Source organism: Pseudomonas sp. ML2-2023-6 (assembly GCF_037055265.1).
In the GTDB taxonomy this organism is placed as follows: Bacteria; Pseudomonadota; Gammaproteobacteria; order Pseudomonadales; family Pseudomonadaceae; genus Aquipseudomonas; species Aquipseudomonas kulmbachensis.
In genome coordinates this window covers 2232860-2249156 of the sequence record NZ_CP146347.1, presented here as the reverse complement: position 1 = coordinate 2249156, position 16297 = coordinate 2232860, and the positions used below count along the sequence as shown (strand labels likewise).

General features: G+C 40.0%; 21 protein-coding genes. 8 read left to right on the top strand and 13 right to left on the bottom strand.

The features are described 5' to 3' along the window. Positions 1–23 precede the first annotated feature (23 nt). A complete protein-coding gene (locus V6L79_RS10450; RefSeq protein WP_146425908.1) occupies positions 24–1124 on the bottom strand; it encodes a hypothetical protein in 1101 nt (366 codons plus the stop codon). A gap of 76 nt (positions 1125–1200) precedes the next feature. On the opposite strand from V6L79_RS10450, the gene V6L79_RS10445 reads away from it, so the two are divergent. From V6L79_RS10445 to V6L79_RS10435, 3 genes are read left to right on the top strand one after another with little or no spacing between them, the layout of a single operon-like run. Then, on the top strand, positions 1201–2004 hold the full coding sequence (locus V6L79_RS10445; protein ID WP_146425907.1) for a hypothetical protein: 804 nt from the start codon (positions 1201–1203) through the stop codon (positions 2002–2004). Positions 2005–2031: 27 nt separating this feature from the next. After that, positions 2032–2466, top strand: coding sequence for a hypothetical protein (locus V6L79_RS10440; RefSeq protein WP_146425905.1), 435 nt, complete (start codon positions 2032–2034; stop codon positions 2464–2466). A gap of 3 nt (positions 2467–2469) precedes the next feature. After that, on the top strand, positions 2470–3183 hold the full coding sequence (locus tag V6L79_RS10435; protein ID WP_146425903.1) for a hypothetical protein: 714 nt from the start codon (positions 2470–2472) through the stop codon (positions 3181–3183). Positions 3184–3190: 7 nt separating this feature from the next. Here the strand turns inward: V6L79_RS10435 and V6L79_RS10430 are convergent, their stop codons facing one another. The 3 genes from V6L79_RS10430 to V6L79_RS10420 form a co-directional block, all read right to left on the bottom strand. Next, entirely contained in the window at positions 3191–3907 is a 717-nt protein-coding gene (locus tag V6L79_RS10430; RefSeq protein ID WP_146425901.1) for a hypothetical protein, read from the bottom strand. Beyond that, complete coding sequence (locus V6L79_RS10425) at positions 3904–5451, bottom strand: hypothetical protein (RefSeq protein ID WP_338580178.1); 1548 nt, start codon at positions 5449–5451, stop codon at positions 3904–3906. Before V6L79_RS10425 ends, V6L79_RS10430 begins: the two co-directional genes overlap by 4 nt. 70 nt (positions 5452–5521) lie before the next feature. Beyond that, positions 5522–7006 carry a hypothetical protein gene (locus V6L79_RS10420; protein WP_153377114.1) on the bottom strand — a complete coding sequence of 495 codons (1485 nt, stop codon included), beginning with the start codon at positions 7004–7006 and terminating at the stop codon, positions 5522–5524. Positions 7007–7140: 134 nt separating this feature from the next. Here V6L79_RS10420 and V6L79_RS10415 point away from each other — a divergent pair, with 134 nt between their 5' ends. From V6L79_RS10415 to V6L79_RS10395, 5 genes are all read left to right on the top strand, one after another. Continuing rightward, positions 7141–7857 (top strand): hypothetical protein, encoded by a 717-nt coding sequence (locus V6L79_RS10415; protein WP_338580177.1) that lies wholly within the window; start codon positions 7141–7143, stop codon positions 7855–7857. 160 nt (positions 7858–8017) lie between these two features. After that, complete coding sequence (locus tag V6L79_RS10410; RefSeq protein ID WP_338580176.1) at positions 8018–8725, top strand: hypothetical protein; 708 nt, start codon at positions 8018–8020, stop codon at positions 8723–8725. 145 nt (positions 8726–8870) lie between these two features. Then, a complete protein-coding gene (locus V6L79_RS10405; protein ID WP_146425893.1) occupies positions 8871–9218 on the top strand; it encodes a hypothetical protein in 348 nt (115 codons plus the stop codon). Between the two features lie 55 nt (positions 9219–9273). After that, entirely contained in the window at positions 9274–9582 is a 309-nt protein-coding gene (locus V6L79_RS10400) for a type II toxin-antitoxin system RelE/ParE family toxin (RefSeq protein WP_095035893.1), read from the top strand. Further along, complete coding sequence (locus V6L79_RS10395; RefSeq protein WP_338580175.1) at positions 9579–9860, top strand: addiction module antidote protein; 282 nt, start codon at positions 9579–9581, stop codon at positions 9858–9860. Before V6L79_RS10400 ends, V6L79_RS10395 begins: the two co-directional genes overlap by 4 nt. Before the next feature lie 42 nt (positions 9861–9902). Here the strand turns inward: V6L79_RS10395 and V6L79_RS10390 are convergent, their stop codons facing one another. From V6L79_RS10390 to V6L79_RS10350, 9 genes are all read right to left on the bottom strand, one after another. Further along, positions 9903–10160, bottom strand: coding sequence for a hypothetical protein (locus V6L79_RS10390; RefSeq protein WP_338580174.1), 258 nt, complete (start codon positions 10158–10160; stop codon positions 9903–9905). A gap of 42 nt (positions 10161–10202) precedes the next feature. Beyond that, the gene (locus tag V6L79_RS10385) at positions 10203–10964 is read right to left on the bottom strand and encodes a hypothetical protein (protein WP_338580173.1); all 762 of its coding nucleotides are present in this window, start codon (positions 10962–10964) and stop codon (positions 10203–10205) included. A 306-nt stretch (positions 10965–11270) separates the two neighbouring features. Continuing rightward, the gene (locus V6L79_RS10380) at positions 11271–11687 is read right to left on the bottom strand and encodes a hypothetical protein (RefSeq protein ID WP_146425875.1); all 417 of its coding nucleotides are present in this window, start codon (positions 11685–11687) and stop codon (positions 11271–11273) included. Between the two features lie 77 nt (positions 11688–11764). Continuing rightward, positions 11765–12217 (bottom strand): hypothetical protein, encoded by a 453-nt coding sequence (locus V6L79_RS10375; protein WP_338580172.1) that lies wholly within the window; start codon positions 12215–12217, stop codon positions 11765–11767. Between the two features lie 84 nt (positions 12218–12301). Further along, positions 12302–13012 (bottom strand): hypothetical protein, encoded by a 711-nt coding sequence (locus V6L79_RS10370; RefSeq protein ID WP_338580171.1) that lies wholly within the window; start codon positions 13010–13012, stop codon positions 12302–12304. A gap of 66 nt (positions 13013–13078) precedes the next feature. After that, positions 13079–13441 carry a hypothetical protein gene (locus tag V6L79_RS10365; protein WP_338580170.1) on the bottom strand — a complete coding sequence of 121 codons (363 nt, stop codon included), beginning with the start codon at positions 13439–13441 and terminating at the stop codon, positions 13079–13081. A gap of 59 nt (positions 13442–13500) precedes the next feature. Then, positions 13501–14514, bottom strand: coding sequence for a DNA adenine methylase (locus tag V6L79_RS10360; RefSeq protein WP_338580169.1), 1014 nt, complete (start codon positions 14512–14514; stop codon positions 13501–13503). A gap of 152 nt (positions 14515–14666) precedes the next feature. Next, positions 14667–15239, bottom strand: a complete 573-nt coding sequence (locus V6L79_RS10355) for a hypothetical protein (RefSeq protein ID WP_338580168.1) — start codon at positions 15237–15239, stop codon at positions 14667–14669. A 494-nt stretch (positions 15240–15733) separates the two neighbouring features. Further along, a complete protein-coding gene (locus V6L79_RS10350) occupies positions 15734–16192 on the bottom strand; it encodes a hypothetical protein (RefSeq protein ID WP_338580167.1) in 459 nt (152 codons plus the stop codon). Positions 16193–16297: the final 105 nt, after the last annotated feature.

Sequence of the window (16297 nt, the reverse complement as noted above, 5' to 3'; positions counted from 1 at the left end):
GAAGGGGTTTCTTTTTACACAGATTATTTGAAATACTTTCGTTCGAAACCTTCCCACAGAATATCCTTGGCTTGCTGCTTCGCGTCGAAAACCTCTTGCTTGCGAGCATTGGCTTGTTCTCGAACTACATTCAGCGCATCAATAGTCGCATTCACGCCATCCAGATTGTTATCCGAAAGCATGACGCCCAGTGCGTCACTGAGGCTGCACGCGTCTTCCATAGACTCTATGTACCCCAAGCCAGCCTTGTAGCTCTCTTTCATACACGCACGTAGACGCTCACTGTCTTTCGTAGACACGAAATCAGGCTTGTTACCACGGTTGAGACTGCCTAAGCGATGCTGCCTAAGCATTTCTAGAGCAACAGAGAGCTGTGTAGGTTCAGGTGCTTTGACGGGCACGTACACAGGGATGATGTCGTCATGAGCGTAGGAGTCCGGCTCGCTGAAAGGCACGTCCTCAAAATGGGTTGGAAGAACAATGTCTTCGCTAGGCATAAAGGACTCATGCTCTGACTCACCCTCGATACACGCTGGGATTGTGAGGTCGTCTGAGACAGTAAACGTATCAGTCTCACTAACAGGTGTGGATAGGTCAGACAATGCCTCTACAAACGTCTCAGCATCATCTATTTCAAAGGCGTCTTCAGCTATTGCTTCAATAATCTGCTGTTCCTGAACGACATACTCAGCTTCGTCTTCCTCTTCATCACCAGTCTCTACCCCGACCAAAACCCCATCCAAATCTGACGCAGGCTGATTTAGTGCCTCAACCACTTCATCCAAATCTTGGGCTTCTTGGGCTTCTTGGGCTTGCTGGGATTCGTGAGGAAGCACAATCACATCAGTTACTGGCGTGTCATGATGAATCTCTGGCAGTGCTCCTTTTGCTTCTAAACGCTGAAACTGGGAAGCAAAGTTTGCAGGGTAAAAATTCTTGGATTCAGAGGGAACAGAGCTAATCAGATTTGATAGTGAGTCAATTACTTTATTAGTGCTTTCAGTGACGACCGATTTGTTAGTTTCTCGCGTGTAATTGTCGAAATTGAATGTCAGATTATTCGACTCATCTTCTTTCTCATTGAAATTTAACGCAGGCATACCATTTATATTTTGCTCATTCATATGTTTTACAAGGTTTGTTTCTAATAATTGTAACATTTGCAAATGGTATAATAGACTTAAACCAAATTAAATCATAATGTCCTTCATTTACAACACTTTAGAAGAGCCTAATTTTGACATTAAGCTACCCAACTTCGTCGTTTCAATACCTAAAAAATGCAACCGCATCACTCAAACATCCATCAAAAATTATGCAAAGACATTGAAGTGCAACCCAAGAAACATACTCATTTTCGAAAGGTACTTTGATTCTGCAATCTCTGAATATGAATTCATCAGTTGCCACTACCTACCAAACGACAACATCGACACTCATCTAGACAGATTAGAAATCGGTTACAGAGTGAGCACGAAGGGGCATAGCCAGTGGAGATTCATGCGAAATATAGAGAAGGATAAAAACCTTTCAGAGGGAGAGAAGTATTTTTCAGATTCATTCTGTCAATTATTTGAGAGGGCCGTTGACGTAACTAATGGGCACGAGCATTTATCAAGAAAAAACACAGAGTTTAACCCTGACAAAAGATACGACACACTTTATAAAAAGCCATTACAAACACCTGCAATCATTTACACGTCTGACTTATGCATAAAGCTCAAATACCTCACAGACCAGCTCATCAACCCAGTAATCGAAATTGCAGACGAGGCTGGCTTCCCGTTCAACACATTAAAAGCGGGGCTAATCACAACCAAGAAACCACACGTCCTTGTAAAAATCAGGGAAGACAAAAGTGATGAGATTATTTATTTAGCGATACTTGATTCGCAGAGCTTAGTCATCAGCGGCATTGTACAAAGCAAGCACTCGCCAGAGTGGAATAACTTTTTCATGGTAATCAACGCTGAAAACGAAGATTATCAAAATGAAATGGTATAATTAGCATATTAATAATCACGAACTAAAATGACAACACTAAAAGAACATATTAACTCATACAAAACAAACGCAAAGGACTTTACTGAAAAGCACACATTCCAAATAATTGCGAATATGACTGTATTCTTTGTAATGATTCAGAATGTTTCAATTACGGCGAGCGGTTTAGCATCCGTAGCAATATCAATGGTTATAGCGAATACACTCTTTTACTTTTCGCATAGATATGATACAGAAAGCCTTGTCAAAATATCCTTCATTTCTTTCTGCGCATTACTTTGCATCAGTCAATTCTTTCAGCACGCTTACAGCTTTTCATTTGTCGATTGGTTAGTAACCTTGACAGAATTCAGCAAACAAGCGCCCTTGGCTTTGCTCGGAATTCTCGCCTATATAGCCCTGCCAATTGGCTTTGGAATCGGAATAACAAAAAGAATTAACAAGACCAAAAGAGAGGAGTAACAAATGACCGACAATAAAGATAAAAAAAACTCATTCATTGATGACCTTGATTTGGATTCGTTAGGCTTAGACTTTAATGACTCAATAGGAAATCAGTTAGACACATCTTTCGAAAGCTCACCGTATAAGAATATGAACCAAAAAACATATGAAGGTAAACAAAACGTCTTGATGGATTATTTACGTTTCTATAACGAAGACCTTTGCACAACAATAAATAACAAATTTGCCTTTATGCCGCTTGAGCAGAACATATCAACATCAGTTTATTACGAAGCTTTTAAAACACTAACACACGGAAAAAACAGAAGCCAAAAAGAACTCGAGGATTTATCAATAAAGCTCATGGAGTTTTTAAGAAATAAAGATGATAGATACAGCTTATTTAAAAACACACTATTAGAAAACTTAAACACTAAACAGTTTTACGACAAAAACTTTTCTGAAAACAAGTACACCCCAACAAAGCAAGAAACATTAACAAAAAAAGAAGGTAATAAATTTTATGCCAAAAATCTTTATGAGCTAGACCAAAAATATTTAGGCACTAAAATCACCTTGCAGAAATTTAGCGTAATGCCACCTTTTCAAATAATAGAACTATTGCATGGAAAAAATCTAAAAAAACACCATTTAAGCGAAATGTTCGATGAACTCAGATGCGACAGAATTAGCCAGCACTACCCTTCAGCAAAGCCTGACACCCCAAAATCATAAAAGCCCTTCACTGGGCTTCTTTTTTGAACGTGTTGGACGTGTCGCGTGTGTACAGGTCATCGAAAAGGACCGGCTTGTCCTTCTGCAGCGTCTTGTCTAAGAAGCTTTTAAGACTGCCTTCACTCACCTGAACAAGGTGCGAACCTCTCGAACCTTCCAGTTTTGCGAGCGCCCTCGTAAGCCTTGGATAGTCACGAAAGAAATCAGTCAAATCCTTCATCAAGAAACGGCTCAGAAGCCCTGTATAGGCTGACTTCATCGCTACTAGCCCTTCCGCCTTGGATTCATCTGCAATGCCCTCTACGGCTTCAAGCACCGCCTTGGAAATCACAACCAAAAGACTCGCCCCTTCCACGTACTCACCAGACTCACCAAACTGACCCTGTGTCTCATCCAGTAGGACTGACAAGCAGAACTGACCTTCATCCGTGGCGCTGATTTGAAATTCATCAGCCAAATTGACCAATAGGTTTTTCAGTAGCTGTGCTTGAAGCAGAGCAACGTCCCTTATGGCATAGCCTTCACCAGACGACAAAAGCCACTCCCGCCCGGTGGGCGAGTGAGTTGAAGACCTCGACACAAGGACAGGCAAGTCGAGCGTAGCTTTGGAACAGCATTTCAAGAGCCTTACGTTGATAGTTTTGAGGAAAGCATCTGTCAAGACACTCTCATCAACCACCTTTTCAGCCTTACCGTTTTTGCGAAACAAACTCAGGAGATTCATTTAAGCTTCTCCAAATTACTCTTCACTTTAGATTCAGGCTCGAAGGATTTCGCGGTTTCCATATCGTAAGGAAATGTACCCTTTTCATAAGCACTCTTGTCTTTCATCAATTTCATACCTGTGCCGACTGTTGACACTGCAATTTGCGCATACTCTTCTTTTTCACCAAAGCGCTTAGCGTGAATATTTCTATTGTCAGCAGTGAATCCAATCTCAATCCCTTCGACTCTTTTTGCTTCAACTAGCTCCTTGAATTCAACGTAGCTATCGCTTTTTGCCACCAGCTCTTTCAATACGCTTTTGAGATTTCCAGCTTCTTCCAACTGATTTTGGCGATTATGATAAAGACCTACGCCCTCTTTCATTTCAAGACCGTTTTCCAGCTTTTCAAGAGGAAATGTTAAAACGTGGATATTGCCGTCCTCCACAGGTCTGACGTGCGATACAGAGACTAACTCACCATTATTACTAAAGTTAATTTCAAAATTACGCTTTGCAAAGCTCTCAGCCTGTTGCAGCAATTTGAACATTGCGCCGCCGCTGTTGTGCATCGCTAGAAACAATTCCCCTTGCAGCGTTTTTGAGTAGTCAATAGTTACAACCGGCTTTAACGAAAGGCCATCACTTTGTTTTGTTTCAGCGGAAATTTTAGAACTAACATCATTGATATTTTCTGCTTTAACTAAGGGAGTCCCTCCAATAGAACCGAACGCCTCAATCTTAGAAATATTGAAAACACTATCCGCTTCCTTGCTCGATGTTTTTTGCACCACATCCGCTGACGGTATTTGCGCTTCACTTTTTAAGAATTTATTAGGTTCTGGAACACCTATATTTTCAGCACCAAGACCACTATTTTCAAGAGGCTGAACATTCTTAAATTCTTCTTTTTGCTTCAACGCATACTCATCCATCAAGTGCGCCCATTTTTTACTTCTGATTTTTATTCGTTTTAGAGGTACTTCATGCTCAATCAATGACTCAATCGCAATTCTTAATAGAGCTTCTTGCTTCGAATTAGGAATTGAAGGGTCATCCTCTTTGACAAATGGAAAAGCTGTTTTGTTGTTTTTAGCAAATTGACCCGCTGAAATCTGCATCATAGCCTTAAACTGAGATTCATCAACGTTGTTATATCTAAAATCCCCAGAGCTTTTCACACTGAATATTTCGTTGCCAGCCGTATCTGTGATACTGAAATTTTCGTACAACAATGACCTCTTGTAAGAATAATCATGCTCCTTACAAAATTGTTTGATTTTCTCTTGGAATTCTAACTCAGCATGTTCAATTTCTCTCGCAGTTAAATTAGGCTCTGATTTACCGGACAAGGCATGCACACCAGATTTATACTTATTAGAGTCTAACTGACCATATTCATCAGCAACATTATCACCCGCGCCCATCCCATTAAGTTTATTTGCACTCTCAATAGGTTTTGAGGGGTTATTATAAAAATCATTATCTGTTAAAGCATCACCTTCATATGCGTTATTACTTTTCAGCCTATTCATTACTTGCAAAAGCGTATCTTTGATTCCCATTTTGATATGTAGTTGTTATGTCAATATTATACCATTTCTCACGATTCATTTTTTAAATCAAGATAAGCCTTCACGGCTTATTCTTAAGTTTGCTCTTCGATTTAGTACTCTCTTGAACTGTCGCTTTGGCCTTATCATCATCCTTGAATAACTCATCATATGAACCTTCTCCTATGCTCGGGAGACGACCAGCTTTCTCGAACTCTTTATGACTTTCACAAAGTATTTTCCCAAGCGATGAGCTTAATGGAATTTGACCATACAAAACCTCACCATCTTTGGTCATTGAAGCGGCTATATTTCGTTTATTTTCAGTCACAACAGCTTCAATACCCTTATCGTTTAGACTGTCTATGAATTTACAGTAATCACCACCGGACGCTTTTAAAGAATCAACTAGCATTCCTTTTACTGAACCATTCGCAATGTCGTTATTTCTAGACTCCCAATAGATTTTCATTTGATTTTGCCTAGTGATATGAATTCCATTCTCTAGATTTTCAGGCTTTATATTTACCGTATAAATGTTGCCGTCTTCTTGCGGCCTAATATTAGATATATTTATCAATTCTGCATTAGCAGTGAAACCTAACTCTAGATTCTGTTCGGCAAGCCTCTTCTTTTGTGCAATCAAATTAGTCATTTCACCATCAGAGCTAATCAGTGCATCAACTAAAATCTCCTTCAAATTGAGCTTAACAGCCTCAACATCAAAAGACTTATCATTCGGCTTATCGGATACACTCAACTCCTCACCCTTAGCTTTACTATCCTTATCCTTTGAGAAATCAGCATGAACAACTTCACTTGTTTTTTCAGTCTCAGCATCAGAATTCTGTCCATCGTTTGCAGCACCCTTTTCATTCGTTGTTTTTAAAACCTCGACTGCCTCTTTATTGACGCCCGTTGAATTAATAACATCTGACTTCACCTGTTCTGTTTCTTTGAGTTCTTCTTTAGGCTTATATTCATCCATTAAGTGTTTCCACTTATCGCTTCGTATTTGAATACGATTCACATCAATACCTTCTTCAATCATCACTCGTATAGATAACTGCAGATTGGCTTTTTGCATTTCATCTGTTATGGCCGGGTCATCTTCACGCACGAAAGGGCAAATCAACATAGAATTAGTCTTAAATTGATTAGCTGACAAACGCAGCATATCCTCATAGTGCTTACCGACTAACTCATGCCCTGAATACTTAAACTCACCAGAGGAATCCACGTTGTACTTAATCTGGCCTTCTCTGTCATAGAGACTGTACTCACCAACGACCAAGGACTGTTTACAATCAAGATTATATTGCTCACAATAGAGTCGTATTCTTTCCGCAAAGTCTGATTCAGATTTGTCATCCAATACATTTTTATCGCTAGGCTTACTCAAGAAAATACCGGCTGATTGAACCACTTTGTAAGGGTCATCCAACTCATCGAAATCATTTTTGTTTTTATCTTGTGCAAAATAATCATTAGGTAAAGCACCTTCGCGATAATTATAAACACTTTTTAATTTCCTCATTACTGATAATAGCGAGCTTTTAGGTTCCATTTTGATATGTAGTTGTTATGTCAATATTTTACCATTTTTAATATTTCGTATTTCCATGCAAAATATCTCAATTGAAGTTGCCAGCGTTTTTTGCTATATTGCTCGGCTCTTTCAAACACCATATGCGAATCAAAATGACAAACTCTACTTCTGACAATATAGAAAGCCTTCCAGCGAAAGAACTGTACGAAGCTTCTATCAGCCGTTCAGAGCACGCTCCACAATCTAAAATTGTCAGTGAGTTTGTTCTTGATGCTTTGGTGAACAGCTCAGGCGAAAGCGCTCAAATTCGTGAATTGCGTGCATCGATTCGCAAGGCGATTGATGAAGCTAACGACGATAAAGCTCACGACTTGATGAGCGAACTGAAAAAAATCAAAGATGCTGAACAAGAAAATGCTTCTGCCTTGGCTGAAATCAGCTCTAAATTCTCCATTGCTCAGATTTTGTCCAGCTTCCGTACTGACCCAGCCTTTGAAGAAATCGTGTACGGATTGGCGTTGAAAGTTCTGAATCAGACTGACAAAGCTCTGAAAGAACCAGCAAGCAAAACAAAAAACCCTCGCGTGAAGAAAGAAGCTGAAATCTTCGTCATCACAAAGGACAGCGGCGAGTCAGCCATTCTGGCTATGCGTATGGGTCGAGGCGCTACAAACCTGAGTCAAGATGCAGAAGCCTTTGCATTGCTAGGCTTTGCTATCGAGAAAGATGAAGAAGGTAAAGAAGTGTTGTCCCCATCTACCTTTACTGACAAGACTGGTGCAGAGCACGCCGCTTCACGTAAAGCTATTGTCACAGCAATCGAAAGCCAAATCGCATTTGAAGGCTACACAATCGCTGCTCAACAGTGATTTGATGCGAATCATAAAGCCCCTTCACTGGGGCTTTTTATTGCCTCGATTTTGTAAACAATCTGTAATGTCACATAATTTTGTTGACAACATCGTGATGGCACATTAGCTTCACATTCAAGCAATTGAACATTATTAATTTCAAGAAGGATTTTCGAAAATGGCTAACACTCATAAAGACCAAACCACAGCCAAGCACAGCTTTGAAGAAGCTCAGGCCGCTGATTCGCATGCAGAACAAGCTAAGAACCTTGGCACAGCCATTTTTAAGAAAATCACTTCGTTAAGCGACAACAATGCTCTTGCTGAAATTCACGCCAAAATTGCAGCAGCCGCAAACCAAGGTGACGACGCCTTACTCGAAAAGCTTTTTGCTCAACTGAACCAAGCTAAGCTGGACCAAAAAAATATTGCGGACCAGTACAAGGGTATTCGTGGCAACAACTCCTTCAAGACCATTCTTCAAGCGTACAGCGAAGAGTTTCGTGATCTGGCTTACAGCATCGCAACAGAAGTAATCAAAGGCACTAACTTCGCACTGAAAGAGGCTAAAACTCGCAAGTCTTCGACAGCAGCAACCAAGCGTGATAAATCCCCAGCAGTGACTTACACCGTAACGAACGCAGAAGGCAAGACAGCAGATGTGACTATGCGTAGTGGCCGTGCTGGTGCTGACCTGACACAAGACAAAGAGTTTTTTGAGCTGCTAGGCTTCAAAATCGAGACAGACGAAGCTGGCAAAGAGCATACGAATCCTACACATTTCAAGCTCAGCAACGGCAAAGAAGTAGAAGCAAAGCGAGCTGCTATCGTGAAAGCAATCAAAGAAAAAACTGCTTTCGAAGGTTTCACCATCGCTCCGAAGTAATCCAAAAAACTTAAAAGCCCCTTCGTTGGGGCTTTTTTGTGCCTGACTGTTTTACCTCTGAGTATGCTCCCGGAATATTACCGCAAGCACAAATTAGGCATTTATGAAATGTTATAATTAGGAGTATGAAACCAACAGAGACATTATGAGTAACAAACCCGGCTACAACGATAGGCACGCTCGCGCCATGCAAGCCGCAGCAGTATCTGCGATTGCAAGAGCAGAACGAGCACAATTGAAAATAGATTCATTGAAATACATTGCTGATATTGAAGGCTTGGACATGACGTTTGAGCTAGCCAAGCGTTTGGCAAAGGGACTCTTCCCGACCGGATTAAGCCACAGATTCATTTCTGAGCATTTCTCAACAACAGGTAGAAGCCCTGCAAGCAGAACCGCTGATTTATCGCGTGTGGGTGAGCTGACTATGAAATACAAAGGCATTGAGCTTCCTCTTCATACCGGGAGCAACATCAACGCAAACCCCACCTGATCAAATATTGATCAATACCGTTGCTTGAGTGTCGCCGTTCGGCTACACTCGACCTATGAACACACTCATCCGAACCCACGAATTTGACGCATGGCTTAAAGGTCTTAAAGACGTACAGGCACGCCTGAGAATCATCAGCCGCATCATGTCAGCACAGGAAGGTAATTTCGGAGACTGTGAGCCGGTAGGGGAAGGCATTTCAGAAATGCGGATCTTCGTCGGCCCCGGCTACCGCGTGTACTACACAAGGCGCGGTGAAGTGGTCTATCTGCTACTGTGTGGAGGCAACAAGTCATCACAGAAACGTGACATTAAGCTTGCGAAGTCCATCCTCGATGAGATCGAGCAAGGAGATAGAAAATGAGAGAACTCAAAGTCTTTGAAGCATCTGACTACCTGAACAACGAGGACGAGATTGCTCAATTTTTGACCATTTCGTTGGAAGACCCAAACCCTGACGTTTTCCTTCGTGCGCTGCAAGAAGTCGCCAAGGCGCGAGGAATGACTCAGCTTGCGAAGGACGCAGGTATCAACCGCGAAAGCCTCTATAAAGCGCTGGCACCGGGCGCAAAGCCCCGCTATGACACGGTGTTGAAGCTGGTGAATGCATTGGGTGTGAAATTAACTGCACAGCACGTATAAGAAAGGAGCCAAAAGGCTCCTTTTTGTTTGCAGAATTTGCAGTCATTTAATTTTACCCATATTCAAACGTGACTTAGACTCATTGATTAATATTTCCATTAATGCAGCAGAACCATCTTCATCGCGTTGTTTTATTTCGTGCAACCAAAACAAATAGAAAGCTAGAAAACCTACGGTAAACGCAAGCACGAATTCATCTAGTGATGTGCTACACAATGCTGCCAGTAAAAATATTGTAACAACGGCCAACGCACCTTTAAAGATGTAAAATTTATAACCTCTATTATTTAATATGTTCATTATATTTGAGTTTATTTGATACTCGAATTATACCATTTCCATTTAACGAAATTTACCCTTTGCATCTTTTGTCTTCGAAAGGTGAAATGCAATATTATCTGCAATCACAGTTCCGTATGAATTAGTCTTTACTTTGTTAATCCAAAAATCATAATCGTCAAAGCCGTCGAATGGCTCGACACTAAAATAGCCACCTACTAATCCATCGTGGGTAATATTGAGCTTTCTTTTTTCTGCACAAATCACATACCCTAACGAAGTATTTTTGAAAGTGTGCTTATGGAAAGCAGCAACAGCTTTAATTATTTCACGAATTTTATATACGAGACTAGACTCATCAGTGAAATCAGTTTCAGCTACTATAACCCCGCCTGTCCAAGCGCGCTCCTCGTTCACCTCATTAATAAGTTCCGCACTGAAAACCTGATTTGTGAATTCACATTGGGATTCTAGGTTATCCACGGGGCTTTCTAAATCTGCAATTATAGCTGTGCCAATATCCCCAACGCATTCCAATGCTTGTAAATATTCCATTTCGTATTGACTAAGCACCATTTGAGCGCCTTCAAAATCTATTGTCTCAGCAATAACACCACCTTTCCACGTTGTATTTGGCGCAGTTAAAATATCAATCTGCTTATTTGTTAAAACCTGATTTGGGGAATATTTTTTCTCTGCAGGCTCGACTGGTTCAGACCAATCAATTTCTACAATTTGACCAGTTCCCTTACCAACATTCGTGGTTTGATAGTAGTTCATTTGTGCTTCAGTAAGCACGAAGTTCATTTTATTATCTGGCTTCATTTTAATTATTTTTGATATGAGTTAATTATACCATTTACCACGTCCCAATTAATCGATAACAAAAAAGAGCCTATGGCTCTCTTGTGATATTGCTATCGTTTTACATTTTCAGTTTCGGTTTAGACGCTTGCTCATTATTGAAATTCAACGAATCAACGACTGACTCCACTATAATGTCATTTAAACTCTCCTTCGTAAATTTTGTACTCATTTGCTTTTACCTTTTGTGGTGAACACACAATTGCATTCATTGAGAATATTATACCATTTTGAAAAATCGAATTATTCACCCTAAAACACATCCGACTAAGGCACCTCCTGACTAAATATATTTAGCATTAATCGACCAGCCTCAATTGCCTTCGACTTAGAAAAGTTGCGAGTTTGTTTAAGGATAAGGTTGTACAGAATCAAATCACTATCAATCACCTCTGGATTATCTTTAATCGGCCTCAAGTACACTCTGCGACCTGTGAGCAAAAAGTAAATTGCCAAATGAGATTTAAGCCCAAAGGTTCGAATGGCATGACGTATAACACTAGCATCAGTATTGATTAAAGATTTATTATATTTTACTTTCACATTAGCAAATCGAGACAATGCTTTATTGCAAACATCCTTTAAGAACTTTTCATGCTCATCAGACAATGAACATGATTCTATAAGCTCTATCTCTCGTCTTCTCACACAATCAATATTCGCTTCGGTGGCATCAAAGCCCATTCTTATCTTCCCCATACAATCACCATTTAAAATTATCAGTCTCAGCAGAATTACCGAAACAGCAAATCAAATCCAACCTATGCATCATCCGCATCATCCGCATCATCAAAAAGGTAACTCATCGTATTCCACGATTCGAGTACGCGACGAAGGTTCTCACTAACCTCGCTTAAATCTTCGCCATTAAAATGATCTTCCCATATAACGCCATATCTAAAAGCCATATATCCAGCACACTCACCATACTCGTCAGCATAATCAAGGTAAATATTACCCATTCTTAGCACAGTTAATTTGTGATAGATTTCTTCAAACCACTCACTATCAACGTTCGGTCTGATAAAACAAATAGATATACCATTACTGCTAGCATCAAAATTATAAACACTACCTAACGCAGCCATTAACTCTGAAACATCACCTCCATAAAAATGGATATGAGCATCTTCATCCCGCGCCGGAAAACTATCAGCAACAAACTTATCAATATCTGCTTGCGAGCCATCAAAGCTCAACTCAACTTGCATCATACAATCACCATTAAAAATCATCTATCCCAGCAGAATTACTGAAACAGTAAATAAAATTAACCCACGCATTGAAATAAACTGCTTTCAAAAACTTACTCTAAATTCAAGATACAGAAATGAGTTATCAAATATCATCTCAACCGACTTATCGCTAATGATTATGTCAGTAATATCTTCCACTACGATATTAGTTACCTGCCCATAAAGCCAGTCCCAATATTTGACGCGCATTTTATTCCCAGAGAAATTAAGCTCTGTCTCTTTTGTTATGAAGACGCTCACCTCACTTAAATCATTTTGAACTGTCCACTCTTCAATTTCAGTAGTAAACCCCTTACCTTTATCTACTATAATATTGCAACCATACAGCTTTATAAATTCAGCGAAAGCCTTGAATTTATCCGGCTCGACATCTCTAACGGAATTCCTGACAACCTTGTATTTACTCAGAGCTTGCTTGTGTAGTCTCTTAAATTCTTTGTTAATCTTAATCATTTCAAAAGCTTGGACTTTACGCCGAAAGAAGATCTTGAAAATTCTATTGCAGATGCTCTTAACATCATCTTCCTCATATCCATTGTCAAATCTAAACTCTTCATTCCACATAGCAAATGCGAGCGCTGGAAGTATTTGATATAATGGCTTTCGCTTTGGATGATTAAACCAATTCGAATTTCTGTTATTACTGCCTGCGAGCTTTTCAAAATTCACTTTATGCAATTTCAAAATATCTTCTATTTCTTCACTGCTACTGAACTCGAATTTAACTGCATCACCCTTACTTAATCTTTTCATTTTTTCACCTATACAAAATATTTATAAAACAACCCACCTTGTGTAACCCAAAAATTATTTACAGATTCAGAATTGGTAATACTGTTTGTTCATCCATTCATAAGAAAAATCGTAATCCTTATCTTCAACTCTGACTTTGAATCTATCTCCAAACATAGTAATTGTCATTTTCTGAACATCAACTACAGTCACATCAGAAAGCTCAAGCTCCCAACCTGTACACCCATTATTCACGGAGCAAAATTGAAGTTTAGTTGTAAAGTATAATGTTTCATCTTCGACAATCTCTCGCTCATCAATACTCCATAACTCTTCACACTCATAATTATCTTGAAATAAAAATACTCTTTTCTCGCCAGTCTCAGTCTCGTCATAAAGCTGACAAACCTTTGCCCAAAACTCATTAAACTCATCGATTGTTACGCTCATAAATACACTCCGTTTTTTGGCTTACGCCTGTTAAGTTTTTGCGGGATTACATTTGTTATTCAACCAGTCTTGTGTAGTACATGCAGATACTCAGTCACCGTATTCCCACCATTTGCATTTGTTTGTCCAGCCCTTGATTTGAAACGCTGATGTTCCATTTCGTGAACTGAATATTTTCCATTTGCTGACATAATGTCGCCTACTAATTGTGGCGACATGAGGCTTTCGTTCGAATAACTCATAACAAGAAATTCAAAATTTGCAGACTCAATAAGCGTTCTGAATTCGTCTTCTACTTTCTTTTTGCTAGACCACGGAGATCCAACCCTACCAACTCGCTTACCAGTGATCCCGGAAATTTCAGGTTTATCATTTTGTGCAATGGTATTGAGCAAATGATAATCACCGCTGTATTGTCGTTGATTGTACGGAGGATCTAGATACAAAATATCACCCGACACAGCCTTCACAAGGTCATTTGCATCACCTAAATACACATCGTTATCTGCCACGGAATCTTTGAGCTGGAATCCCTTAAAAACAATTGGCTTTATTGACGAACCCTTGAATTTCTTCAAATAGGCTGTATACAAACCAGTGGTATTCGACACCTTGTCAGCTCCTTCAAGCACTGAGCAAAGGCAATAATAGAACTGCTGTTCAGTCAGTTCATTCTCTTCATATAAGCGATAGACAAGAGCGATACCGGCATCGATTTTCTTTGCATTATCATTAGTGAAATAAGTTCGACCACTAGCTTCACTGTAATTCTCAAAGATAAATCCTTCTTCCCCATCCATTCCATGATTAAGATAATCAAGAATCGGCTGGCATTCATACGCTGTTGATGAATCGTTATTCAACAAATTACACAAAGTTGCGTAACTATAATATTCAAGATCATTTGCTACGACCTTAAATCTATCTTTAAAGTGATTCGCCACTTTCCCCGATCCTGAAAACAGATCACAGAAAACAATCTGATCAGAGTGTTTATTGATTTTAGATTGACACTCAGTAACAACAGTATCGATAAAGCCAAGCAGTTTTGTTTTAGACCCGAGATATTTCATGAAACACGAAGCTGTGCTACAACATCGGCCAACCCAATGAAGAGAAATAGACTTTAACTATTTTGGTATGCATTGCAGTATTGTTTAAAACTGCTTTTAGACGCGTGAAAGCGCATCAGTTAATGCATGAAGTTTGGGAGCATTACTACCTATTAATCAGCTTTGAATCGAGGATATAAGCTTTCAAGAGCATCAAGTCCAGTGTGAACCTTCATATACTGACCATTGCCAAGAGGGACAAATCCTAGCTTCTCTAGATCAGGAGCTTTTGAATACCCCCAAAGTGTTAGACCAACATCATTAATCCAAGCTTCGTCAATTGCCGAACATTTACCTCTGTGAGCACTTCTGACTTTTGGTTTAGCATGAAACGATGGTCTGTTGATAAGAATTGTGAAATCCAGCATTTCACAAATCAGAGTCGTTTGAATAGTAGCATTTGGAAATGCAGTGAGTAGCTCATTGATAATGAATCCTGCACCGCCATTAACTGTGTCAAATCTGACTACTATTTCACTTTCTGGTATATTTTTTACGAATTCAAAATTATGAGCTAATGCTCCGCAATCCCAAACACCAAGGGGATTTTTTCCGTTTAAAGGAATGAACTTTTCGAAATCTAAGTAGTACTTATCGTCGATTAGTGAAAAACACTTATTGAGGAAGTTTTTAATTGTCTTTGCATCGCTCTTAAAAACAACTTCACTTCTGTATACGTCTGCCATGAGCATGTACCGGGTGCGTCACTCTGAATGAGTGAGCGGAACAGCATTACTGTTCTGGTGTGCATTGCAGTATTGTTCAAAACTGCTTTTAGAAATGATTTCACATCTCTGGTAATGCACATTCGCCGTCAAGCGATGGGGCACACATTACCATCTTCAAATAACTTGTCAAATCAGCTAAAACCAAAAAATGCAAGTTTATTTATCCGCAAAAATCTTTAAATTGATTTTTACAATTTTCAAAACGAAGGCTAAAAAAAGTAAATCGATCTGCAACCCTTTAGTTACACGGGGTGCAGTGTTTTCGATAAATCAATTTAAAGAATTTGGTACAGATTTAGATTGGTGAAAACGAGAAAAAGGAGCGAAATCGATAGAAGGATTCGATTAGAAGGGTGCAGTGCGATAAATATTGAGTTTAAAAATGACTGCAAATAATTGACTGATTGGTGTTGCCAACCCTAACAACACCTGAGTTTCAGAACTGGATCTGGTCAGTTCGGCTTGAAAGTCAGCTCACCTTTCCGCCATTTGACGACCTTCGAGATCGCCTTTTTGAGCACGGTGGTCATCCCTCCTTCGATTGACGCATGAGCACCAAACACCATCACAACCTTCTGGCCTTCCCTGTACACAAGCCCTTTGCCCTCTGGCAGGACAACCGTGGCTGTGTCGTTTGAGCCATACACGTCCAGTGCGACCGAGCGGAAGCGGATCTCAAGAATTCCACCGTCGCGCGAAGGCTTCACGGAGGCTTTGAAGTCATCCAGCTTGATAGTCAGGGCTTGCTTGTCATCTACGACCAGATTCGTCTCTTTGTCGAGCTGAACAACGTACACGCCTTCTGCTGTCTGTTCGCACATATAGATAGAAGGAAATGCAGTCAGGAGCTTCACAAGGTCATTTTTGAAGTCGCCCAAGGTGAAAAGCGCATTCGGATCGAGGTGATTCATAGACGTGATTGACTCAGTAATGCGGGTTAGAGGTGTTGTGAGACTGATTGTACGTTGCTCCTACCCGCCTCACCTAATAGACGTAACACAAGCCAAAGGTACGTT

Excerpts from the sequence above, each read along its gene's own strand:
- V6L79_RS10450 (WP_146425908.1), bottom strand. The coding sequence starts at position 1,124 with ATGAATGAGCAAAATATAAATGGTATGCCTGCGTTAAATTTCAATGAG.
- V6L79_RS10445 (WP_146425907.1), top strand. The coding sequence starts at position 1,201 with ATGTCCTTCATTTACAACACTTTAGAAGAGCCTAATTTTGACATTAAG.
- V6L79_RS10440 (WP_146425905.1), top strand. The coding sequence starts at position 2,032 with ATGACAACACTAAAAGAACATATTAACTCATACAAAACAAACGCAAAG.
- V6L79_RS10435 (WP_146425903.1), top strand. The coding sequence starts at position 2,470 with ATGACCGACAATAAAGATAAAAAAAACTCATTCATTGATGACCTTGAT.
- V6L79_RS10430 (WP_146425901.1), bottom strand. The coding sequence starts at position 3,907 with ATGAATCTCCTGAGTTTGTTTCGCAAAAACGGTAAGGCTGAAAAGGTG.
- V6L79_RS10425 (WP_338580178.1), bottom strand. The coding sequence starts at position 5,451 with ATGGGAATCAAAGATACGCTTTTGCAAGTAATGAATAGGCTGAAAAGT.
- V6L79_RS10420 (WP_153377114.1), bottom strand. The coding sequence starts at position 7,006 with ATGGAACCTAAAAGCTCGCTATTATCAGTAATGAGGAAATTAAAAAGT.
- V6L79_RS10415 (WP_338580177.1), top strand. The coding sequence starts at position 7,141 with ATGACAAACTCTACTTCTGACAATATAGAAAGCCTTCCAGCGAAAGAA.
- V6L79_RS10410 (WP_338580176.1), top strand. The coding sequence starts at position 8,018 with ATGGCTAACACTCATAAAGACCAAACCACAGCCAAGCACAGCTTTGAA.
- V6L79_RS10405 (WP_146425893.1), top strand. The coding sequence starts at position 8,871 with ATGAGTAACAAACCCGGCTACAACGATAGGCACGCTCGCGCCATGCAA.
- V6L79_RS10400 (WP_095035893.1), top strand. The coding sequence starts at position 9,274 with ATGAACACACTCATCCGAACCCACGAATTTGACGCATGGCTTAAAGGT.
- V6L79_RS10395 (WP_338580175.1), top strand. The coding sequence starts at position 9,579 with ATGAGAGAACTCAAAGTCTTTGAAGCATCTGACTACCTGAACAACGAG.
- V6L79_RS10390 (WP_338580174.1), bottom strand. The coding sequence starts at position 10,160 with ATGAACATATTAAATAATAGAGGTTATAAATTTTACATCTTTAAAGGT.
- V6L79_RS10385 (WP_338580173.1), bottom strand. The coding sequence starts at position 10,964 with ATGAAGCCAGATAATAAAATGAACTTCGTGCTTACTGAAGCACAAATG.
- V6L79_RS10380 (WP_146425875.1), bottom strand. The coding sequence starts at position 11,687 with ATGGGCTTTGATGCCACCGAAGCGAATATTGATTGTGTGAGAAGACGA.
- V6L79_RS10375 (WP_338580172.1), bottom strand. The coding sequence starts at position 12,217 with ATGATGCAAGTTGAGTTGAGCTTTGATGGCTCGCAAGCAGATATTGAT.
- V6L79_RS10370 (WP_338580171.1), bottom strand. The coding sequence starts at position 13,012 with ATGAAAAGATTAAGTAAGGGTGATGCAGTTAAATTCGAGTTCAGTAGC.
- V6L79_RS10365 (WP_338580170.1), bottom strand. The coding sequence starts at position 13,441 with ATGAGCGTAACAATCGATGAGTTTAATGAGTTTTGGGCAAAGGTTTGT.
- V6L79_RS10360 (WP_338580169.1), bottom strand. The coding sequence starts at position 14,514 with ATGAAATATCTCGGGTCTAAAACAAAACTGCTTGGCTTTATCGATACT.
- V6L79_RS10355 (WP_338580168.1), bottom strand. The coding sequence starts at position 15,239 with ATGGCAGACGTATACAGAAGTGAAGTTGTTTTTAAGAGCGATGCAAAG.
- V6L79_RS10350 (WP_338580167.1), bottom strand. The coding sequence starts at position 16,192 with ATGAATCACCTCGATCCGAATGCGCTTTTCACCTTGGGCGACTTCAAA.